Genomic DNA, 20,762 nt, shown 5'->3' with positions numbered 1-20,762 from the left:
GTGAGATATTAACAATGGTACGAAAATTTTGAAGTATATCTAACGCGATATTATATCTGCATTCGCAGGAATTGTTCGTATCCAGTTAGCAATTATCTTAGTTTTGGTCAAAGTTGACTAATATCGGTAGCGATCGCTATTCAACCGCCACACTATCCTCAATCATTGCAGCAGGTTCAGGTAAAGGATGCGTTAAAAATGCATATTCCTCAACAACTCGATTGCCAATAATATGCTCCAGGATAATGCGCTCAATCACTTCTGGAGTTGCTTGTCGATACCATACCCCATCAGGATAGACGACTAAAATAGGTCCTTGAGTGCAAACCCGCAAACAATTTGCTTTCGTGCGAAAGATACAACTCGGACGCGTCGCCGTCGGTTTATCCAGTTTTAACTGTTTCAAGCGCTTTTTGAGATAGTCCCAAGATTCTAAACTAGCTTCTTTAGAACAGCACTGCGCAAGCGTCTGGTCAGCACAAATAAATATGTGCCGCTGGATCTGTGGTAATCCTAAACTTTGAACGCAAGCATTCAACCCCTCCAAGTCTTGCGACGTGCAAGTTTCCCCTACGGTATCTGTAGCTGTATCTGTGGTTGTCAAATCGGTCGCTGCTGAATCTATCACGGTATCACCAACTCTACTTCTCGTATGGGTTTCCCAATTTAAGCATAATTATTTTGCAGCTTTAAGGCTATGAAAATGCCTAGCGACAAAGCAAAGTGCAGGTGAGATAAGAATTATGATCTAATTACAACCGTGCCAACTCGTCTTACTACCAATTCCCCTCCGCAACGCCCTAGCTCCCAATTACCAATTAATTACCAATTACCCACGACCGAATATGCAATCAACATCACAACCCTCTCCCAAAATCATTGTCGTCGGTGCTGGTTGGGCTGGGTTAGGAGCAACTTATTATTTAGCAAAGCAAGGCTACGATGTCACGCTTTTAGAAGCAAGTCCCTATCCTGGTGGGCTAGTCGCAGGTTGGCAAGCCGCAGGGCGTTCGGTAGAAGCGGGAATTCACGGCTTTTGGTATCCCTACAGTAATATCTTTTCCCTCGCACGCGAATTAAACATCAATCCTTTTACGCCGTTTACGCGTTCCTCGCAATATTCCCCAGCCGGATTAGAAGTCGTATCGCCGATTTTTCAAGATTTACCGCGACTTCCTTCGCCACTAGGAACATTTTTGTACACGCAGTTTCAGCGTTTACCGCTGGTTGATCGCCTGAGTGCTTTACCGCTACTGTATGCTGTAATTGATTTTGATAACTCTGATGCAGCATGGCAACGCTACGATTCTGTGACCGCCAGAGAGTTATTTAAAAGTTTTGGTGTTTCCGCACGTTTATATCGCGATTCCTTTGAACCGATGCTCTTGGTTGGTTTATTTGCCCCTGGCGAACAGTGTTCTGCTGCGGCAACTTTAGGAATGCTGTATTACTTTATCCTGGCGCATCAACCAAATTTTGATGTCGTTTGGTGTCGCGGAACCGTCGGCGAAATGATTTTTCAACCTTGGGTAAAGCAGATCGAACAAGCTGGTGGCAAGTTGGTAGCAAATCAGCGAGTTAGCGATTTGATTCTTGATGATAAAGGTCAAGCTACAGGTGTTGTTTGTGGAGAGCAAGTTTTTACGGCTGATGCAGTCATCTTCGCGGTAGGAATCAGTGGAATGCAAAAGATTATTAGCAGTAGCCCCTTGCTGCAAAGCCGCCAAGAATTCCGCGATGTCATGAATCTAGGTGCAATTGATGTTTTAGCGACGAGGTTATGGTTTGACCGCAAAATTGATATTCCTCGCCCGTCGAATGCGTGTTTTGGGTTTAATGCAACAACAGGCTGGACATTTTTCGATTTAAACGCGCTGCATGATGAGTACCGCAATGCACCTGGTACAGTTGTTGAAGCTGACTTTTACCACGCCAATCAGTTTTTGCCTTTAAGCGATGCTGAAATCGTCTCTTTAGTTCAACGTGACTTAGCAACATGTATTCCTGCGTTTGGCACAGCAAAAATTATCGACAGTAATGTGATTCGTCTACCACGCGCTGTCACGCATTTTGCGCCTGGTAGCTATCGATATATGCTGCCTGCAACCACAAGTATCACAAATGTATTTATGTGCGGCGACTGGATTATTAATCGTCACGGTTCTTGGTCGCAGGAAAAAGCCTATGTTACAGGGTTAGAAGCAGCTAATTTAGTAATTTCGCGTTTTGGACGCGGTACTCCAACCACAATTATTCCTGTGGAACCTGATGAAGCACACATTCAGCTTGGGCGATCGCTCAACTACACCCTACGCCACCTAACTCAAAACTTACTCCCAGACCTTTGGTTGCCTTAGTCAACTCAAGTAATACCGTTTTATTTTATGGCTAGACGAAAATCACTCGTGTCTAGAGTGACAAAAAAATATCAAGCAACGATTCCTCAAGAGGTCAGAAAAGTACTGAAAATTGCGCAAGGTGATTGTGTAGCGTTTGAAATTGAGTCAGGGCAAGTGATATTAAAAAAAGTGCCATCGCTTGATTGGAATTATCTGAATGCTGTAGCAGAAACTCTAGGCGAGTGGGAATCAGCCGCAGACGAGGAAGCCTATAGTGACCTATAGCCAGTTTGATGTTGTCGTCGTACCGTTTCCCTTTACTGATATTTCCGCGACAAAAAGACGTCCAGCACTTGTGTTGAGTAATGAAATTTTCAATACTCCTTCCAATAGAAGCGTAATGGCAATGATTACTACCGCAAGTCATTCTCCATGGGTACTCGATGTTGCAATCGCTGACTTGGCAAGTACTGGGCTTAAAGCAATTTCTGTAGTAAGAATGAAGTTGTTCACCCTAGATAACTCAATAGTTGTAAAACAAATCGGTATTTTGGCTCAAACCGAATAAATTAGCAGTCCAAAAAGCACTGCAACTACTTTTTGCGACCGCTTGACAAGCATTGACTAAACTCGCTCAATTTTTCTACCCCTCACTCCTCACCCCTAAACCCTCATACTATGGCACAATGAGAAACGGTGTACCGACATTTTCAGGTAATCTTCTGTGAGTTCAACTGCCCAAGCTACCCGCCGCGTTTTTCCCTTCACTGCCATTGTTGGTCAGGAAGAAATGAAACTTGCCTTATTGTTGAACGTGATTGACCCTAAAATTGGTGGTGTCATGATCATGGGCGATCGCGGTACTGGTAAATCAACAACAATTCGGGCATTAGCTGATTTGCTTCCAGAAATTGAAGTTGTTGCAGATGACCCGTTTAACAGCGATCCGCGCGATCCAGAACTGATGAGTGACGCTGTTAGGCAGCAACTCGAACAGCAAATCGAAATTCCTGTCGTGCACAAAAAGGTGCCGATGGTTGATTTGCCCTTGGGTGCGACCGAAGACCGCGTGTGCGGCACGATCGACATTGAAAAAGCACTCTCTGAAGGCGTCAAAGCCTTTGAACCAGGACTCCTTGCTAAAGCAAATCGCGGCATTCTCTACGTTGATGAAGTTAACCTCCTCGACGATCATTTAGTAGACGTCCTTCTCGACTCCGCAGCAGGTGGTTGGAATACGGTAGAACGCGAAGGAATTTCGATTCGTCACCCTGCACGTTTTGTTTTAGTTGGTTCGGGAAACCCTGAAGAAGGTGAACTGCGTCCGCAACTTCTTGATCGCTTTGGAATGCACGCAGAAATTCACACCGTCAAAGAACCTGCATTACGTGTCCAAATCGTCGAACAACGAGCCGAATTTGACCAAAATCCGCAGCAGTTCTTAGAAAAATATCAACCCCAGCAGCAAGAATTGCAACAAAAATTAACTCAAGCTCAAGCACTTTTACCTTCAGTCAATATCGATTACGACCTAAGAGTTAATATTTCAGAAGTCTGCTCGGAACTTGATGTTGATGGCTTGCGCGGTGATATTGTCACAAACCGTGCTGCAAAAGCTTTAGCCGCCTTTGAAGGACGTACCGAAGTCACCGTTGATGATATTCGTCGCGTCATTACTTTGTGTCTGCGCCATCGCTTGCGCAAAGATCCATTGGAAACAATTGATTCTGGCTACAAAGTAGAAAAAGCTTTCAATCGCGTATTTGGAATCGAAGATACCACGGAAGCGGCTCAATCAAACGGTACTGCTCAAATGAGTGGACGTCGCTAATGATCTTTTGTTGGTAGGGACAAAATGGCAATTTGGCGCTTTTGGCTAAATACTTTAATTTTATCGAGTCAGTACAACCCACCTCGCTTTGTGGAACTTGTGATGCTGTGGATAGCGCTAGCCTTATTAGCAGTTTGGAGTATTTCACCATTCTGGCCTTATTTAGTGTTAAGTCTCAGTTTTGTGATTGGCTCATCAATCTCAATTTTGATTCGTGAAGCGATCGCACCTTCACCATACATCCGTGCAACTCAAGTCACCGCAGTTCTGATGCTGATTATTAGTGTCTACGGGTTAGCAGATGTGATTCACTATTTTTAAATGGTGACAGGAATCGCTGGGGACGCCGCCTAGCGACTGAAGTCGCGGCTTAAAATAAGAAGTCCACCTGCGTGGACTAATGCAAAAGCAATAGTAGTCTATCAACCCCAGTAGCTACGGTTACTGACTGTTAAGCCTTTTCTATTAAATTGACATTAGCTCGACTGATGCAAGATTAAGCGATTGCCTTCTGAATCGTAGGCATAAATTTCTTTGCCATGAGAAGCTGTTATTATTTCCCCTGGTGGTGGGTAGCCTAGATGAGTAAGACGTGCAATAGCATTTTCTAGGTGATTGACTTCTAAACACAAACTCATTGCGCTACTAGAGTTCTTAAACTCAGCTTCATGTGATTGTTTTGGTCGAAAAATACCTAATCGCAAACCTGGTAACTTGAACTCAGCATAACGATTTGGAGTGTACTGCTGTGGTGTCAGATTTAGTAAATTACTGTAGAAAAGAACTAACTTTTCTAAATCATTAGCTGCCAATGTTACAAACGCGCTGCTACAAGAGAAATCCATAAAATCAAAATTTAATCAATTTGACACAATTAAGATCATGGCTTCTCCCAACTCATCTGTGGTAGCTGGATTAACAGCTTTAAATCAAGGAGATTACGACAAAGCGATCGCACAACTTGAAGCCGCGTATCAAACGCCAGGCGATCCCGCAACGCTTGTGAAAGTACAGATGGGTTTAGTCATCGCCTACAAAAATGTTGGAGATGAACGCGCGATCGCGCTGTGTGAAACTTTGATACAACATCACGATCCGCAAATTCAAGCGTGGGCATTACGTCATCTTAATGAATTAAAACGCTCTGTCGAGCCTAAACTAACAACAGAAACTCAACAGAATACCGATCACTTATCCAATTGTACAAGTACGCCAGCGCCAGTTGCCCACACGCTACCTCTCATAGGACAGCGTGCCAAACGATTAAAAAAACTGCAACGGTTGCCAAAGATCAATTTACTACCATTGTGGTTGCTACAAGCAGGATCGGCGATCGCTTTTTTTTGGCTCATCCGCGAGTTGTTACGATTATTTATGCGCGTCACGAATGACGTTTTAGTCAACCTGCCATATTTAGAACCGATTCAACTTTTTTACCGCGATCCGACACAGTTTGTTCTCGTCACACTGCTTCTATTTGTCAGTTTCGCTCCCTGGTTACTTGATGGATTTCTACGATTCGATAACTTACAACCATTATCCTTTGATACACTAGCAACCTATAGCCCAGAAGCTTGCCAATTACTCAAACGCTACTATCAGCGGCAAAACTGGCGATCGCCACAACTCAAACTCCTGCCAATATCAGTACCACTCGCTCTCAGCTACGGTAACTTACCAAGAAATGCTCGTCTTGTCGTCACTCAAGGACTTCTCGAACAATTAGCAGCGAATGAAATTGCGACGATTTATGCAACTCAGCTAGGACATGTTACCCACAAAGATTTTGCGGTGATGTCTCTCATTATGGTTGTGACGCAATTACCATATCTCGTCTATTCCCAGGTATCGCGATGGGGTAACAAAACTTCTTATTCTTACTTACAGTTAATTGCTGGGGTTATCGCTAATATTGCTTATATCGTTTGGTATCTTCTTTGCCTTCCTGTGCTTTGGCTATCACAGGTGCGAATTTACTACAGCGATCGCCTAGCAGCCGAAATGACTGGTCATCCGAATGGCTTAACTCGTGCTTTACTCAAAATTGCTCAAGGTATTGCTACAGACATTCGCCAGCAAGAATGTACGAGTTGGCTATTAGAAAGTTGGCAATTACTCCTTCCCCTCGATCGCACGCAAGCACTGACACTGAGCTGTTGTCAAACACCAACTGACCTTGAATCTGTCCTAGCTTGGGACTGTTACAATCCTTACCGCTATTGGTTCAATCTTCTTCAAACTCATCCACTTGTGGGCGATCGCTTACAACGTCTTGCGCAGATTGCTCAAAATTGGCGCTTGGAGCCAGAATTAGCATTACTCAATCCCCAAATCAAAGCTTTTACTTCTCGCCTAACGTTCTTGCTACAGATTGCGCCATTTTTAGGTACTATCCTCGGTTTAATGTTTGGCTGTCTAGCTTGGCTTATCGGTGGAATTGGAATTTGGTTAAGAATACCGCAACTAGCATGGATGTATGGTGACTGGTCTTTAATTTTAGGCTCTTTACCAATCGGCTTTAGTCTTGGCACGTTTATTCGCCTCAATGCTTTTTTTCCAGACATTAAAGTTTCTAATTTAGAGTCTCTAGATCTTGGCAAATTCTTAGCTAATCCCAATACACTACCTTTAGATAGCAAACCCACACGCACTCAAGGTAAGCTTCTAGGACGCTATGGCATTAGTAATTGGCTAGCACAAGATTTGATTTTGAAATCAAACACTAGTTTAATTCGACTACATCACCAATCACTGCTGATAGGAATCCGTCAATTTTTCAACAACCAGGCGTACGCGATTGAGAAGCTGATTGGTCAAGATATGATCATTATTGGTTGGTACCGTCGTGGTGCTGCGCTATGGTTGGACGTTGATAGTTGGCGTACGCAAAGCAGCATTGGACGTAGTAGTCATCAAGTCTGGTCGACACTCTTAGCTTGTGCAACTGCTATTTGGGGAACTTATATTATTTGGCAAGGCAATACTACCTAATGTAAAGAAACATTGCAAAAACTAATTGGCTTGTGTTACATTATTTAACACTAGAGTAAAAGTTATTTTTAGGTAAATGACCGCTGACAAGCTTAGTTCAATTGCCTAACAAAGCTCAATCTAAGGTTATCTTTTCCTTGTTCCAACACAGCAGCTTAACCAGCCCACGGCTGGTTTTTATTTCTCATCCTCAAAAGGTACAAAATCCCTCGCTACAGAGGGATAACACTGCTGTTACCGAGTTAAAAATGTTGCTAAGGGCTGAAATGTTTATTTTTAGGTGCTGGTATAGCAAAAGCCGTGATACTGTAAAGAATGGTGTTAATGTTCCAGCAACTCAAAAGCATTACACGTAGCAAAACAGCTGGTAACTGGCGGAATATATACCTAGAAGCCGGTTAATTAGCAGATAAGTTACAAAAAACTATAGCCTTGAGTTAGGCAAAGAACTATATTCTAAAGGTTGGCAATTATCAAAGTGAAAAATTGGTTTGTTGCAATGTGCGTCAATTCCAGTAGGTATCTAGCCTTCCTCATGTAAACAGTTTTGTTACCAATTCTATTCGCACCCAAGTCCGGAGGTATCTTCCTATGTCAGTTCGTCTATATATTGGCAATTTGCCGAAAGAAGAGTTAGAACGTCAAGAACTGCAAGCAGTTTTTGCAGAAGCTGGTGATTCAGTTACTACCAAAGTTATCAAAGATCGAAAAACTGGTAAATGTCGTGGTTTTGGTTTTGTAACAGTTAACAGCGACGAACAGGCTGATCAAATCATTGAAAAATTCAATGGTTATATGTTCAAAGACACTCCTCTCAAAATTGAGAAAGCGCTACCCCGTTCGAAGGGTCAAGAGGACGAGGAGCAATCTAGCTCAAATAGTGCTGTCAACAATCAAGAAGAAGGAAATCAGGAAAAACCCTCAAATCGTCGTAGCAACAAAAAATCACGTCGCAGCAACAATACGAGTAACCAGTCGTCTAATACTTCTGATACGATTCAACCCGATCCGCGTTGGGCGTCTGAACTTGAAAAACTCAAGCAAATGTTATCTGCACAAACAAGTAATGGATAAATTTTGTCAGGGTAATAAGGAATTAGCGGTATCCAAAACTATTAGGCTTACGCTTTAGATCCTTTTGCTTGTGCTGCTATATGAAACTAAACGTAGCCAGTGCTTGAAGCATGACAGCAGTTATCGATGAAATGACTAGCACTGGCTCTTAGATCACTGTTCGGCATAAAATTGGCAATGCGGTGGAATGATCCTTGAACCTTTCGTTTCACTCACAGTAATTTCGTGAAGAACTCAAGATGATAGTTTAAGTGCTTTTATAAAAACTCTATGCTAGAGACGAGTCAACGTGTTTGTCGTCTTGATAATCAGTTAAGAGACGCTTATTATTCTTATAAATTAAGCTGATCAAATATCGTAATCTCAAGTCAGTTGTGAGAATCCCTCTCTATCTCTTTCCTCTGCGTTCTCTGTGTACTCTGTGGTTCGTTTCAAAAAAATCTTAAAACTCAAATAGGATTACTATATTTGTGTCGCTTTGAATAGAGTGTGTTAAATACAAAGAGATTGCCAAGGTAGACACATAGACCTCAAGTTAAAACTGTCTGCTGCGAGAATTTAAGCTAGAAACGCTATCTTACAGAGTTTATCAAGAGTTTCATCAGAGTAGCTGGCGAAGATAGACAACGACATTTAAAGCTGATTTTCTTAAGTTAAGTATTGATATATCAAATACAAGCTTACATATTTAACGTGTAAAGTAAATAGTGCATTACAAAAAAATCTTACTCAAGGTAGAAGCGTAGTCGTTGCATAGGTAAAATCAGCAACAACGAGCGCTGATCTTTTTAACTTTATGGGGATTACAGTACTTCCCGTAGGGGATGTAAAGAAGTGTAGAATCGCTTAAATTAAACTTGAGAATATGCAATATTCTTTTTGGTTTTTAGCGGTAGGTAAGACTATCGCAAAGCCACTTTAAACCTAACTAAATTGTTGTAACAACTACACCATGAATTCTGCAAGCCAAAAGCACATTGCCCTGATTTCAGTCCACGGAGACCCAGCGGTTGAAATCGGTAAGGAAGAAGCCGGAGGACAAAACGTTTATGTACGCCATGTAGGGGAAGCACTAGCTGAGTTAGGGTGGCAAGTTGATATGTTTACCCGTAAAGCAAGTGCAGACCAAGCGAGTATTGTCGAGCATACCCCAAATTGCCGCACAATTCGGATTACCGCAGGTCCAGAAGAATTTATTCCACGCGACAACTTATTTAAACACGCGCCGGAATTTGTACAACAAATGCTGAAGTTTCAGCAAAAATCAGGTGTTGAGTACGAAATAGTCCACACAAACTATTGGCTTTCTGCCTGGGTAGGGATGGAGTTAAAAAAAATCCAGGGTTGTAAGCAAGTTCACACTTATCATTCACTAGGGGCGGTTAAGTACAAATCAATTTCCACAATTCCATTGATTGCGAAAACTCGTTTATCAGTGGAAAAAGAAGTTTTAGAGACAGCACAGCGAATTGTCGCCACAAGTCCTCAAGAACAAGAACATATGCGCTTGCTCGTTTCTACAAAAGGCAATATCGATATTATTCCTTGTGGGACAGACATCCATCGCTTCGGTAAAATCGATCAACAACAAGCAAGACAGCAACTCGGAATCAACGCAGACACCAAAGTTATTCTCTATGTAGGTCGATTTGATTTCCGTAAAGGTATTGAAACGCTAGTACGTGCTGTTGCTCAATCGCAACTAAGAGGTACTGATCTTAGGCTAATTATCGGTGGTGGTAGCCGTCCTGGTCAAAGCGATGGCAAAGAACGCGATCGCATTGAAGGTATTGTCAACGAACTGGGAATGCAAGACATGACAGTTTTTCCAGGGCGTCTTGGTGACGATGACCTACCTATCTACTATGCAGCAGCAGACGTTTGTGTTGTTCCTAGCCACTACGAACCTTTTGGTTTAGTAGCTATTGAAGCGATGGCAAGCGGAACACCAGTGATTGCTAGCGATGTTGGCGGCTTACAATACACTGTCGTACCCGAAGAAACTGGATTACTTGCACCACCGAAAGACAACGATGCTTTTGCAACCGCGATTGACCGCATATTAAGTAATCCTGAGTGGCGAAATCAACTAGGTCGTGCTGCTAGAAAACGCGTAGAAGATAAATTTAGTTGGGATGGCGTAGCTGCTCAACTTAGCAAATTGTACGTCAAACTTCTAGAAGAACCAGTTGTCGTTTCTACAAAAGATGAAGCTGTCGCGACAGCTTAAACTAAGCTCTGAGCATTGAATTTTGAGTTTTAGTTTGACTATGCTCCTTACAACTTAATATTCAGCACTCATAGCTTACACAAAACATTAGCTGACAGCCGTAATAGTTGTCAGCTAATGTTTTTTGAATTTAGAGTTTTGGCAATCATATAGTAGCCAGGTAGACAGCCGTGAGCATTCTTAAGTTTTGAGCTTCTATCGAGCGGCTGGTGTACTTTCTTCAATTAGGGGGTAGCATTGCAATACGCTTTATGAAATTGTTGAGGTTAAAGTCGCAAGACATACTCATTTGCTAAAAAAGTTATGACCGCTAGCTCAACTATTCGTCAAATCTTGTCTTCAGAACAAGGTTTATTGCCTTATCTGCATCACCAGCTTGCAACCGACGAATTCGCCGACTTCCGACCGCAGTTTGGTTTTCATGCAGAAGAATCTTTTACTGATGTGAAGGGCGATCACGCTTCACAATTGCAAACAACGCTATCAATTTCTTTAAAGTTTTCCATTATTGTCGATCCTCACCTGGGCGCCGATGATGCGATGATTCTGGCATTAGAGTTTCAAGAAATGATCGATAACTGTTTAGTTGAATGGAGTCAAAAGAATACACAGCTACTGTCCCCCGTTACGCAAATCAAAGGTGTTTTTGGCAGGCTAGAAGAAGTTCGCTACCATGGTGGCTTTCTTCCTGGCTTTTTAATCGAACGCCAATTTCGTCTTAGCTACAAAACTTCTACAGCCACAACCGACAAATCAAATTCTAGTGGAAATGAATTGTATAAACCTGGTGAGATAGTCCCTGAAAGCGGCTTGTATGAACTTACAGGTCCTCGTGGCGGTAACAAAGGACAAGAAGTCACAGCAACTAAAGGCGAACCTTTTCCACCAACTCCAGAGCCAGGAATGCACTATCGGTTAGTAACTCCAACAAAGCATAAAAATAGCTAGAAGGCAATGTAAGTTAAATCAAATACACACATCACGCGTTAAAACTAAGTATCAAGGCATTCTCAAAAATGGAAAAAAAGCAAACATCCAAGCAAGTTGGTTCTCCTAGTCGTCCGGTTGACCCAAGTAATTTGGAGATTCAAGGCACGATCATTGATGATGGCGAACGTCCGATCGCCGCAGATAATTTTGAAGTCAAGGATACCTATGAGGAAGATGGCGAACGTCCGATCGCCGTAAACGAGTTTAGCGATCGCGACACTCTCAATATTGACGGCAAACGCCCAATCGATCCGAGTAATCTAAAAGTGCAAAACACTGTGTATATAGATGGCGAACGTCCGATCGCCGCAGATAATTTTGAAGTCAAAGGTAGACTCAACATTGATGGAAACCGCCCAATCGCCGCTGATGAAGCTTTATCTGATATGTCAACAGACTTTGTAGATTAATATTAAATCTCTTAAGCCTGGCGTGATACCTTTTCCTATCCACGCCAGTTCCTACAACAAACTTATTGCCTTCTTTTCTCACCTTTTTGTGGAAACTAAGAGGTACACAAAAATATATGCCACTGCAAAACTCGCTAAATCGCTTCACGTTTCCCAACAAGGAGTAGTTGACACGCGTCTTCTGAACTACTCTGATCTTTTCTTCATGCTTACCAACTTTATGGCACAGCAACGCGTGGTAATCGGTGCTTGAAACTGCAAAGAATTTCCCACGAAATTGTATTTAACTGCTTTGCCCAGTCATCAGCTGAAATTTTTTGGCTACCATCTTCACCAAGTAACGTCACGACTTCGCCTTCATGAACATCTGCGATCGCACTGACATCCAACATCAGTTGATCCATCGTAATTGCGCCAATCTGCGGGACTTGCTGACCGCGAACTAATACTGTCATTTGATTCGACAAGTTGCGCGGAACTCCATCCGCATAACCGATACCGACTACGGCTATCTGCATCGCGCGATCGCTTACAAATTTATGACCATAACTGACTCCGGTTCCCGCAGGGATTTTTTTGACTTGTGTTATGCGCGCTTTAACTTGCATTACAGGCTTGAGGTCAATCACTGCTAAATGAACAGCAGGATAAAGTCCATACATCGCTAAACCGACACGAACCATATCGTAGTGCAAATCAGGAGCCGTGAGTGTAGCAGCTGAGTTCGCCAAGTGCAACGCGGGTTGGATTTGCTTGTGCTGAAAAAGTTGTAGGTTTGAGCGTTTGATTTGCGTGATCGCCTGCTCAAAATTTTGCTGTTGCTGCCTTAAGATTGTTTGGTCGATGCTTTCTGCGGTTGCTAAGTGCGAATAAATGCTGGCAATTTTTAAGTTAGGCACCCCTTGAATTAATTGGACAAACTCAACAGCTTGTTGCCAAGAAGGCCCAAGCCGCGACATTCCTGTATCGAGTTTGAGGTGTACAGGTAAGAGTTGATTTGTTGTCTTTAATGTCTCCGCAAAAACCAGCGCTTGCTTAAAGCTACATACTGTCGGCTGGAGTTGCCAATGCGCGATCGCTTTGATTTGTTCTGGTGTATGCGTTGCGCCTAAAATCAAAATCGGTGCGCTAATTCCTGCTTCTCTTAACTCGATGCCTTCAGGAACCGTTGCCACCCCTAACCAACTCGCCCCAGCTTGCAAGACAGTCTCCGCTACCGTAACAGCACCATGACCGTAAGCATCTGCTTTGACGACTGCCATCAAGTGCGTTTTTGCAGATAATAAACTTTGTAGCTGATGGATGTTGTGTGCTAAAGATCCTAGGCTAATTTCTACCCATGCGCGATCGCATCGCATTGTTGCTATTGGTTGCTGCCAACTTAAAGTCATTTTTGCTCCTTCACCTTATCCACACTCGAATTAAAGCCGTTAGCGTTTAGCGCTTGGCAATTAGCTGATTTGATTAGGAAGTTTAGCTTTCAAACCGCGATTGTCACAAGTACTGCCTTAATTTGTCGCAAGTGTTGCTTGCAAAAGTGTATATATGTTGGCAGTGTGAGTAAAAGACTTGACCAGACTTGCCGCTAAAAGCTGCATAGCGTAATGTAGTTGTGTTACTATCTGTAAAAAATATTGGCTTGAGCGACCATCAATGGCTAAGGTTCTAGTCCTGAACGCCTCTTACGAACCGCTCAATATTACGAGCTGGCGGCGCGCAGTTGTTCTGTTAATCAAAGGCAAAGCTGAGCGGGTAGAACATAACGGTAAGCATCTTTATGCCGATTTTCCCCTGCCAACCGTTATCCGGTTGCGTCACTACGTACGCGTTCCTTACAAAGAAATTCCTTTAACTCGCCGTAACATTCTTCATCGTGACAGTCACACTTGTCAATATTGCGGCTACACAGGAGATGATTTAACGCTGGATCATGTTGTACCGCGATCGCGTGGCGGGGGTGATGCGTGGGAAAATATCGTGACTGCTTGCGTTCGTTGCAACGTTAAAAAAGGCAATCGCACCCCTGTTGAAGCACATATGTATCTTCATCACCTTCCCCGTAAACCTTACAGTAGCTTATATTTTGAAGTTAGCAAGCATCTCAAAAGCGGGCTACATGATGAATGGCAAAAATACATTATTGGTCTTTAAATCATAAATAAACTGTAGTTTTGAGATCTGGTTCTTTTTATATACTTATAATGCTTTGACAAGCTCAAGTTTAATTGAGTATTACTACTTAATAGTGCGTGCAATCGGTTGTCAAATACAAAGCAGTTTATGGAATAAGTCAATCGCAATTTTTAATACCGAATTTACCTCTAATAAAAGATAGGCTATAAGGACTAGCGTCGCACGCCAAGATTTTTGCGACAATTGTAGTGTGTAGCCTCAATAGCTAGTTAATATCAAAAAGTTATTGACTGCCTAAACTCGCGCCTCACACTCACAAAAATTCAGTTTATGGATTTGAATTCGTCTCACTTGTCAAATAGTTCGTATTCTCAAGAGCTTACAGAAGACCCCCATTTAGTAGCAACGGTGGAATTACCGGCTCCTGATACCTCCCCAATGACAACGAGTGAACTGGGCAACCATCAAGCCCAGCGGAATCACTCATCGTTGGTGCAAAAAGCAGATGCCTTGCGGCATATCTTAGAGCAACATCGACAAGAGCGCCAGCTAGTTATTCTACAAGATTTTCCAGACCCAGACGCACTTTCTAGTGCTTGGACTTATCAATTAATCGCCCAGGAATATGAGATTCACTGTGATATCGTCTATGCTGGGACGCTTAGCCATCAAGAAAACATCGCACTTGTTAAGTTAACTGGTTTACCCGCACAACGCTGGACAGCACAAGCAGCCAAAAGTAAAGATTTATCAATGTACACAGGTTGTGCGTTGATAGATAATCAAGGGACAACGAGCCAGTTATTGTCAGTTGTCCAAGAAAGTGGAATTCCGATTACAGCAATTATTGACCACCACAGCTTCCAGGGCGACTTAAAAGCTGAGTTTGTCGATTTACGTCCGACGGTTCGCGCAACAGCAACAATTTTTACCCAATATCTCCAAGCAGGATTACTCAAACTAGATAGTAGTGTTCCTCAGCATATCAAGTGTGCGACGGCATTGATGCATGGTTTGCGCTCAGACACAGACCGCTTAATGCAAGCACAAGAAGAAGATTTCTTAGCGGCTGCCTATCTGAGTCGATTTTATGACGCGCAGTTACTCAACGCCATTTTACAAGCCAATCGCTCAAAGCGCGTGATGGACGTCATCGAGCGATCGCTGAAAAACCGCATGGTGCAAAATAACTTCTCAATCGCTGGTGTTGGATACTTACGCTATGATGACCGCGATGCCATCCCCCAAGCAGCAGATTTTCTAGTGACAGAAGAGAACGTACACACCGCAGTTGTTTACGGAATCGTTCACGACGAAGACGAAGAACTCGAAATCGTTGTTGGTTCGTTGCGCACAACAAAACTCACACTCGATCCAGATGAGTTTATTAAAGAAGCATTTGGACAAGACAGTCACGGACGCTTTTTCGGTGGTGGTCGTACAAGTGCTGGCGGCTTTGAAATTCCAATCGGGTTTTTGTCAGGTTACATCGAAACATCAGAGTACGCCAAGAAAAAGTGGGAAGTCTTTGACGCTCAAATCAAGCAAAAACTCTTGCGGCTCGTCAACCCTAAAGATAATCCAATTCAAACCGAATAAAGTAGAACAGATAAGCTAAGTGTCCTACTAATAGCCTACTATCGTAACCCCAGTGGAAATCTATCTTATTCGACACGGCATCGCGCAAGAAAGAGAAATTGGTATCCCCGACGAAGTGCGATCGCTTACTAACAAAGGGAAAGATAAAACGCGTCAAGTCGCAGGGCGTTTGTACGATTTGGGCGTGCGGTTTGATGTTGTGTTGACTAGTCCTTTGGTGCGATCGCGGCAAACCGCAGAAATCTTACACGAGTATAAACTGAGTCGAGAAATTACTGAATCGGCTCACCTTGCGCCTAATGGTAGTATCTATGATTGGTTAGACTGGCTCAAAGCGCAACAATACCCCCAGCAAACGCAATTAGCTCTTGTAGGTCATCAACCGAATTTAGGACAATGGGCAGAAATTCTAGTTTGGGGTGAAGATCGCGCTAGGCTAATACTAAAAAAAGCAGGTATCATTGGGTTAACACTACCAGAAACAGATTCACCCATCGGTCAAGCTCAGTTATTTTGGTTGACTCCACCCAAGTTTTTGTTGTGACCAGTTTTATCAAGAAGAGGTCAGAGGTCAGGGAACGAACCAATATAAGAGATTCAAATCTATGGCTTTAGTCGCCAAGAAAACGCAGAGTTGTACTGATATACAAGGTGCTCATCTTCAATTCTATATGTTCAAGCATAAATTTTTCTTGACCCCCGACCCCTGAACCGTAGGTCTGCGCGAAGCGCGTCCTCTGACTCCTCCAAAAGATAATTCTGGTAAAAAGAGCGACACAACACCAGTTTCTGGTAAGTTAGCGTAGAGTATTGTACTTACACACAAGCAGCTGGTGTAGCCATGTCCGTCTGCGAATTTAAGCCAGGTTTAGAAGGCATTCCCGCCGCCCAATCTAGTATTAGCTTTGTTAATGGACAAGAAGGAATACTGGAGTATCGTGGTATCCGCATTGAAGACCTTGCGGACAATAGTACCTTTTTGGAAACAGCGTATCTTCTCATTTGGGGTAAGCTGCCTACAAAAGATGAATTAATCGAGTTTGAACACGAAGTCCGCTATCACCGCCGGATCAAATATCGCATTCGCGACATGATGAAAAGCTTTCCTGAAAGCGGTCATCCGATGGACGCGTTGCAAGCTTCCGCCGCCGCACTTGGTTTATTTTACTCACGCCGTGACTTAGATAACCCTGTTTATATTCGCGATGCAGTCGTTCGACTCCTCGCGACGATTCCCACAATGGTGGCTGCGTTTCAGTTGATGCGTAAAGGAAATGACCCAGTACGCCCGCGCGATGACTTAGATTATTCGGCTAACTTTCTTTATATGCTCAGCGAACGCGAACCTGACCCGTTGATGGCGCGGATTTTTGATGTTTGTTTAACACTTCATGCCGAACATACAATGAATGCTTCGACATTCTCGGCGCGCGTTACCGCTTCTACGCTTACCGATCCTTACGCGGTTGTTGCTTCCGCAGTCGGAACCTTAGGTGGACCTTTACACGGTGGCGCGAATGAAGAAGTCATCGGAATGCTGGAAGAAATTGGCTCGGTAGAAAACGTCCGCCCCTATCTAGAAGATCGCTTGCAACGCAAAGCAAAAATTATGGGCTTTGGACATCGCGTATACAAAGTCAAAGACCCAAGAGCAACAATTCTACAGAAGCTCGCCGAGCAAATGTTTGATAAATTTGGCTACGACAAGTACTACGATATTGCAGTTGAATTAGAACGCGCGATCGCCGAAAAACTCGGTCACAAAGGAATTTATCCTAACGTTGACTTTTACTCTGGTTTAGTGTACAGGAAGATGGGAATTCCTACAGACTTATTTACGCCAGTATTTGCGATCGCCCGCGTCGCCGGTTGGTTAGCGCACTGGAAAGAGCAACTTGCTGAGAATCGCATTTTTCGCCCCACCCAAGTGTATACAGGTCATCATGACGTTGCCTATACACCCATCGAGCAACGCTGAAAATTTAGTTTTGAATGCGCGGGTTTTGAATTAAGATTTTCTTGACTCAACACTCAACACACTCAACGCTAAGAACTCATAACTCTTAGTCCTCGTTGCTCTTCTTTCCTAGACAGCAAAACTAAACACAGGTATAAGTAGAATTTCTCAGTGAAGGTTTTTTGGAGCTAACCAGACAACGATATACTAGGCATTGAAAGGTAAAAATATCTTCACAATCAAGACATGTCCTGAAAAAAGTAGGGAATGAATTTACAAATATTAACTACAGCGGCGATGGCGATCGCCATCATGCGACAACTTTAACAAAGAAAACATGAGTACAGGAATTGACCTCCAAGGAAGTTTCATCAAATCGCTGATCGACTTAGGGCTACCAGCAGGCGCAGCCAAAGCTGTTTGGATGCCAGTCCCGATGGTACTAATGTTAATTGGCGCAACTGTAGGAGTACTAGTAACCATTTGGCAAGAACGAAAGATTTCAGCCGCCGCGCAACAGCGCATTGGTCCAGAATTTATGGGTCCTTTTGGCTTATTATCTCCGGTTGCCGATGGTATCAAGTTCGTTTTTAAAGAAGACATCATCCCTGCCAAGTCAGATCCTTGGCTATTTACTTTAGGACCAATCATTGTTGTCCTACCAGTCTTTTTGTCATATCTGATTGTGCCGTTTGGCGAAAATCTGGCAATCACAAATGTGGCTACAGGAGTCTTTTTGTGGATTGCGTTGTCCAGCGTTCAACCGATTGGATTATTGATGTCAGGCTATGCGTCAAACAACAAGTACTCACTACTAGGTGGTTTGAGGGCAGCAGCACAATCAATTAGTTATGAAATTCCCTTAGCGCTTGCAGTCCTCGCAGTCGTCATGATGTCGAATAGCCTCAGTAGCATCGATATTGTCGAACAGCAATCAGGCTATGGCATTCTTGGCTGGAATGTCTGGCGACAGCCGATTGGATTTATTATCTTCTGGATTTCGGCATTAGCAGAGTGCGAAAGAATGCCCTTTGACTTACCCGAAGCCGAAGAAGAACTCGTTGCAGGTTATCAAACCGAATACGCAGGAATGAAGTTCGCGCTGTACTATGTTGCATCCTACGTCAACTTGGTGCTATCCGCGCTCCTCGTCACAGTCTTATATTTAGGCGGTTGGGAATCTCCTATTCCGCTAGACTTACTTGCTGGTTGGTTCGGTGTCAGTGAAACAAGTCCTTGGTTAGAGATAGTAGACGCTTCATTGGGTATCACAATGACTGTACTCAAAGCCTACTTCCTTGTATTCACAGCAATTTTATTACGCTGGACAGTACCTAGGGTACGCATTGACCAGTTGCTCGATTTAGGCTGGAAGTTTTTATTACCAGTTAGCTTGGCAAATCTACTGTTAACCGCAGCCTTGAAGCTTGCCTTTCCCACTGCCTTTGGTGGATAGCAATTAGCTGATTGCTAACAGCTACATAAAGAGAGAGACACACCATGTTAAAATTCCTCAAACAAGTTGGTGATTACGCGAAAGACGCGGTACAGGCTGGTCGTTATATTGGTCAAGGATTATCTGTCACTTTCGACCATATGGGGCGCAGACCAGTTACCATACAATACCCTTACGAAAAACTAATTCCTTCCGAACGCTTCCGAGGTCGCATTCACTTTGAATTTGATAAGTGTATTTCTTGCGAAGTTTGCGTGCGGGTTTGTCCGATTAATTTACCCGTCGTTGACTGGGAATTTGATAAAGCGAGTAAAAAGAAAAAACTGAAGCACTACAGCATCGATTTTGGTGTGTGTATCTTCTGCGGTAACTGCGTAGAATATTGTCCGACAAACTGTCTATCGATGACCGAAGAATACGACTTGTGTACGTACGATCGCCATCAATTGAACTACGACAACGTAGCCTTAGGACGCTTGCCTTATAAAGTGACTGATGACCCAATGGTGACACCGTTGCGCGAATTTGTTTACCTACCAAAAGGCGTTGTCTCACCTCACGACCTACCTGCAAACACACGTGGCGCGGGACTACATCCTGAAGAAATTTTAGAACAGCAGGAAAAGTAGTATTTTTTTATAGAGTGGGTGAGGAGCATTAATTGTTAGTGGAATGCGTCATTAGCAATTAGCAATTAGCAACTAGCAAAGGACAAAAAGCTGTGAATTTAGCTGAAGGAGTACAACTTGTTTCGTTCGGCATCTTGGCTGTGATGATGATTGGTTCAGCCCTCGGTGTTGTACTGTTTTCTAATATTGTTTATTCTGCCTTTTTGTTGGCGGGTGTGTTTGTCAGTATTTCGGGAATGTATTTGTTGCTCAATGCTGACTTTGTGGCAACAGCCCAAGTATTAATTTACGTCGGTGCAGTGAACGTCCTGATTTTATTCGCCATTATGTTGGTGAACAAGCGCGAAGACTTTAAACCTCTGCCAAATGCCTGGGTACGTCCGGTTGTAACTGCGATCGTTAGTGCGGGGCTATTTGTTTTATTAAGTACGATGGTCTTGGTTACGCCTTGGGCTTATTCCACTGAGGCAGTATCCAACGATACCACGATTGTTTTAATTGGTCAGCACTTCTTCAGTGACTTTTTGTTGCCTTTTGAGCTAGCATCGGTTCTACTACTTATGGCAATGGTTGGGGCAATTATTTTAGCGCGGCGCGAATTTTTGCCTGACCAAGTAATGACGCCTGACAAGCAGCAGCAACCTGTATTGACTTTACCCGAACGCCCCCGCGAATTAGTAGGAATTTCGAGTGATAAAACAAGTAATTTAGATGATAATCGTCGCAGTGAGTAGCGTTACTTAACTGTGCGTCATTTTTAGCCTGCGATCGCAGGCTTTTATGTATGATTTGTTTGAGGATAGATCAAGAAATATGCAACTTCAGTACTTTCTCTTGCTAGCTGCGGCTTTATTTTGTATTGGCATCTACGGCTTAATTACTAGCCGTAACGCCGTCCGCGTGCTGATGTCGATCGAATTGCTACTCAATGCGGTAAATCTCAATTTGATGGCATTTTCTAGCTATTTAGACCCACTAGAAATCAAAGGTCAAGTATTTACAGTATTCGTGATTACGGTCGCTGCTGCCGAAGCTGCTGTAGGATTAGCAATTATTCTCGCAATCTATCGTAACCGCGATACTGTAGATATGGAGCAATTTAACCTCTTGAAGTGGTAAGTGC

General features: G+C 43.3%; 21 protein-coding genes. 18 read left to right on the top strand and 3 right to left on the bottom strand.

The annotated features are described in order from the left end of the window. Nucleotides 1–136: 136 nt before the first annotated feature. On the bottom strand, nucleotides 137–547 hold the full coding sequence (locus NIES1031_RS17705; protein WP_236738891.1) for a (2Fe-2S) ferredoxin domain-containing protein: 411 nt from the start codon (nucleotides 545–547) through the stop codon (nucleotides 137–139). Nucleotides 548–845: 298 nt separating this feature from the next. On the opposite strand from NIES1031_RS17705, the gene NIES1031_RS17700 reads away from it, so the two are divergent. The 5 genes from NIES1031_RS17700 (at nucleotide 846) to NIES1031_RS17680 (ending at nucleotide 4,491) form a co-directional block, all read left to right on the top strand. Continuing rightward, nucleotides 846–2,357, top strand: a complete 1,512-nt coding sequence (locus NIES1031_RS17700) for a hydroxysqualene dehydroxylase (RefSeq protein ID WP_073550826.1) — start codon at nucleotides 846–848, stop codon at nucleotides 2,355–2,357. Nucleotides 2,358–2,405: 48 nt separating this feature from the next. Then, the gene (locus tag NIES1031_RS17695) at nucleotides 2,406–2,624 is read left to right on the top strand and encodes an AbrB/MazE/SpoVT family DNA-binding domain-containing protein (protein ID WP_236738886.1); all 219 of its coding nucleotides are present in this window, start codon (nucleotides 2,406–2,408) and stop codon (nucleotides 2,622–2,624) included. After that, complete coding sequence (locus NIES1031_RS17690) at nucleotides 2,614–2,907, top strand: type II toxin-antitoxin system PemK/MazF family toxin (protein WP_178378169.1); 294 nt, start codon at nucleotides 2,614–2,616, stop codon at nucleotides 2,905–2,907. Before NIES1031_RS17695 ends, NIES1031_RS17690 begins: the two co-directional genes overlap by 11 nt. Nucleotides 2,908–3,063: 156 nt before the next feature. Beyond that, nucleotides 3,064–4,170 carry a magnesium chelatase ATPase subunit I gene (gene bchI, locus NIES1031_RS17685; protein ID WP_073550823.1) on the top strand — a complete coding sequence of 369 codons (1,107 nt, stop codon included), beginning with the start codon at nucleotides 3,064–3,066 and terminating at the stop codon, nucleotides 4,168–4,170. Between the two features lie 24 nt (nucleotides 4,171–4,194). Then, nucleotides 4,195–4,491, top strand: coding sequence for a hypothetical protein (locus tag NIES1031_RS17680; RefSeq protein WP_015187652.1), 297 nt, complete (start codon nucleotides 4,195–4,197; stop codon nucleotides 4,489–4,491). A 155-nt stretch (nucleotides 4,492–4,646) separates the two neighbouring features. Here NIES1031_RS17680 and NIES1031_RS17675 read toward each other — a convergent pair whose 3' ends face one another. Continuing rightward, nucleotides 4,647–4,982: a VOC family protein gene (locus NIES1031_RS17675; RefSeq protein WP_330219970.1), complete on the bottom strand. Its 336-nt coding sequence runs from the start codon at nucleotides 4,980–4,982 to the stop codon at nucleotides 4,647–4,649. A 70-nt stretch (nucleotides 4,983–5,052) separates the two neighbouring features. Between NIES1031_RS17675 and NIES1031_RS17670 the strand changes: the two genes are divergently transcribed. The 5 genes from NIES1031_RS17670 to NIES1031_RS17650 all read left to right on the top strand — a co-directional run bounded on the left by NIES1031_RS17670 (nucleotide 5,053) and on the right by NIES1031_RS17650 (nucleotide 11,865). Further along, nucleotides 5,053–7,161 carry a zinc metalloprotease HtpX gene (locus NIES1031_RS17670; protein ID WP_073550821.1) on the top strand — a complete coding sequence of 703 codons (2,109 nt, stop codon included), beginning with the start codon at nucleotides 5,053–5,055 and terminating at the stop codon, nucleotides 7,159–7,161. 591 nt (nucleotides 7,162–7,752) lie between these two features. Then, on the top strand, nucleotides 7,753–8,235 hold the full coding sequence (locus NIES1031_RS17665; RefSeq protein ID WP_073550820.1) for an RNA recognition motif domain-containing protein: 483 nt from the start codon (nucleotides 7,753–7,755) through the stop codon (nucleotides 8,233–8,235). Nucleotides 8,236–9,187: 952 nt separating this feature from the next. Further along, nucleotides 9,188–10,465, top strand: coding sequence for a glycosyltransferase family 4 protein (locus tag NIES1031_RS17660; RefSeq protein WP_073550819.1), 1,278 nt, complete (start codon nucleotides 9,188–9,190; stop codon nucleotides 10,463–10,465). Nucleotides 10,466–10,768: 303 nt separating this feature from the next. After that, a complete protein-coding gene (locus tag NIES1031_RS25770) occupies nucleotides 10,769–11,413 on the top strand; it encodes a hypothetical protein (protein ID WP_073550818.1) in 645 nt (214 codons plus the stop codon). Between the two features lie 68 nt (nucleotides 11,414–11,481). After that, nucleotides 11,482–11,865, top strand: a complete 384-nt coding sequence (locus NIES1031_RS17650; protein WP_073550817.1) for a hypothetical protein — start codon at nucleotides 11,482–11,484, stop codon at nucleotides 11,863–11,865. 218 nt (nucleotides 11,866–12,083) lie between these two features. On the opposite strand, the gene alr is transcribed toward NIES1031_RS17650, so the two are convergent. Continuing rightward, nucleotides 12,084–13,256, bottom strand: a complete 1,173-nt coding sequence (gene alr, locus NIES1031_RS17645; protein ID WP_073550816.1) for an alanine racemase — start codon at nucleotides 13,254–13,256, stop codon at nucleotides 12,084–12,086. Nucleotides 13,257–13,518: 262 nt separating this feature from the next. On the opposite strand from alr, the gene NIES1031_RS17640 reads away from it, so the two are divergent. From NIES1031_RS17640 to nuoK, 8 genes are all read left to right on the top strand, one after another. Continuing rightward, the gene (locus NIES1031_RS17640; RefSeq protein WP_073550815.1) at nucleotides 13,519–14,016 is read left to right on the top strand and encodes an HNH endonuclease; all 498 of its coding nucleotides are present in this window, start codon (nucleotides 13,519–13,521) and stop codon (nucleotides 14,014–14,016) included. A gap of 312 nt (nucleotides 14,017–14,328) precedes the next feature. Then, nucleotides 14,329–15,597 carry a DHH family phosphoesterase gene (locus NIES1031_RS17635; RefSeq protein ID WP_073550814.1) on the top strand — a complete coding sequence of 423 codons (1,269 nt, stop codon included), beginning with the start codon at nucleotides 14,329–14,331 and terminating at the stop codon, nucleotides 15,595–15,597. 52 nt (nucleotides 15,598–15,649) lie between these two features. Then, a complete protein-coding gene (sixA, locus tag NIES1031_RS17630) occupies nucleotides 15,650–16,141 on the top strand; it encodes a phosphohistidine phosphatase SixA (RefSeq protein ID WP_073550813.1) in 492 nt (163 codons plus the stop codon). A gap of 297 nt (nucleotides 16,142–16,438) precedes the next feature. After that, a complete protein-coding gene (locus NIES1031_RS17625) occupies nucleotides 16,439–17,575 on the top strand; it encodes a citrate synthase (RefSeq protein ID WP_073550812.1) in 1,137 nt (378 codons plus the stop codon). 316 nt (nucleotides 17,576–17,891) lie between these two features. After that, the gene (gene nuoH, locus NIES1031_RS17620; RefSeq protein WP_073550811.1) at nucleotides 17,892–19,010 is read left to right on the top strand and encodes an NADH-quinone oxidoreductase subunit NuoH; all 1,119 of its coding nucleotides are present in this window, start codon (nucleotides 17,892–17,894) and stop codon (nucleotides 19,008–19,010) included. Nucleotides 19,011–19,054: 44 nt separating this feature from the next. Next, nucleotides 19,055–19,639 carry an NAD(P)H-quinone oxidoreductase subunit I gene (ndhI, locus tag NIES1031_RS17615; protein ID WP_073550810.1) on the top strand — a complete coding sequence of 195 codons (585 nt, stop codon included), beginning with the start codon at nucleotides 19,055–19,057 and terminating at the stop codon, nucleotides 19,637–19,639. A 92-nt stretch (nucleotides 19,640–19,731) separates the two neighbouring features. Beyond that, on the top strand, nucleotides 19,732–20,373 hold the full coding sequence (locus NIES1031_RS17610; RefSeq protein WP_073550809.1) for an NADH-quinone oxidoreductase subunit J: 642 nt from the start codon (nucleotides 19,732–19,734) through the stop codon (nucleotides 20,371–20,373). Between the two features lie 79 nt (nucleotides 20,374–20,452). Then, nucleotides 20,453–20,758 carry an NADH-quinone oxidoreductase subunit NuoK gene (nuoK, locus tag NIES1031_RS17605; protein ID WP_041918524.1) on the top strand — a complete coding sequence of 102 codons (306 nt, stop codon included), beginning with the start codon at nucleotides 20,453–20,455 and terminating at the stop codon, nucleotides 20,756–20,758. Nucleotides 20,759–20,762 lie beyond the last annotated feature (4 nt).

The organism is Chroogloeocystis siderophila 5.2 s.c.1 (genome assembly GCF_001904655.1).
Classification (GTDB): Bacteria; Cyanobacteriota; Cyanobacteriia; order Cyanobacteriales; family Chroococcidiopsidaceae; genus Chroogloeocystis; species Chroogloeocystis siderophila.
This window is presented reverse-complemented; position numbering and strand designations above follow the sequence as displayed.

What these genes read in the sequence shown, in the direction of transcription:
- NIES1031_RS17700 (WP_073550826.1), top strand. Translation starts at nt 846, where the DNA reads ATGCAATCAACATCACAACCCTCTCCCAAAATCATTGTCGTCGGTGCT.
- NIES1031_RS17680 (WP_015187652.1), top strand. Translation starts at nt 4,195, where the DNA reads ATGGCAATTTGGCGCTTTTGGCTAAATACTTTAATTTTATCGAGTCAG.
- NIES1031_RS17670 (WP_073550821.1), top strand. Translation starts at nt 5,053, where the DNA reads ATGGCTTCTCCCAACTCATCTGTGGTAGCTGGATTAACAGCTTTAAAT.
- NIES1031_RS17665 (WP_073550820.1), top strand. Translation starts at nt 7,753, where the DNA reads ATGTCAGTTCGTCTATATATTGGCAATTTGCCGAAAGAAGAGTTAGAA.
- NIES1031_RS17660 (WP_073550819.1), top strand. Translation starts at nt 9,188, where the DNA reads ATGAATTCTGCAAGCCAAAAGCACATTGCCCTGATTTCAGTCCACGGA.
- NIES1031_RS25770 (WP_073550818.1), top strand. Translation starts at nt 10,769, where the DNA reads ATGACCGCTAGCTCAACTATTCGTCAAATCTTGTCTTCAGAACAAGGT.
- NIES1031_RS17650 (WP_073550817.1), top strand. Translation starts at nt 11,482, where the DNA reads ATGGAAAAAAAGCAAACATCCAAGCAAGTTGGTTCTCCTAGTCGTCCG.
- alr (WP_073550816.1), bottom strand. Translation starts at nt 13,256, where the DNA reads ATGACTTTAAGTTGGCAGCAACCAATAGCAACAATGCGATGCGATCGC.
- NIES1031_RS17640 (WP_073550815.1), top strand. Translation starts at nt 13,519, where the DNA reads ATGGCTAAGGTTCTAGTCCTGAACGCCTCTTACGAACCGCTCAATATT.
- NIES1031_RS17635 (WP_073550814.1), top strand. Translation starts at nt 14,329, where the DNA reads ATGGATTTGAATTCGTCTCACTTGTCAAATAGTTCGTATTCTCAAGAG.
- NIES1031_RS17625 (WP_073550812.1), top strand. Translation starts at nt 16,439, where the DNA reads ATGTCCGTCTGCGAATTTAAGCCAGGTTTAGAAGGCATTCCCGCCGCC.
- nuoH (WP_073550811.1), top strand. Translation starts at nt 17,892, where the DNA reads ATGAGTACAGGAATTGACCTCCAAGGAAGTTTCATCAAATCGCTGATC.
- ndhI (WP_073550810.1), top strand. Translation starts at nt 19,055, where the DNA reads ATGTTAAAATTCCTCAAACAAGTTGGTGATTACGCGAAAGACGCGGTA.
- nuoK (WP_041918524.1), top strand. Translation starts at nt 20,453, where the DNA reads ATGCAACTTCAGTACTTTCTCTTGCTAGCTGCGGCTTTATTTTGTATT.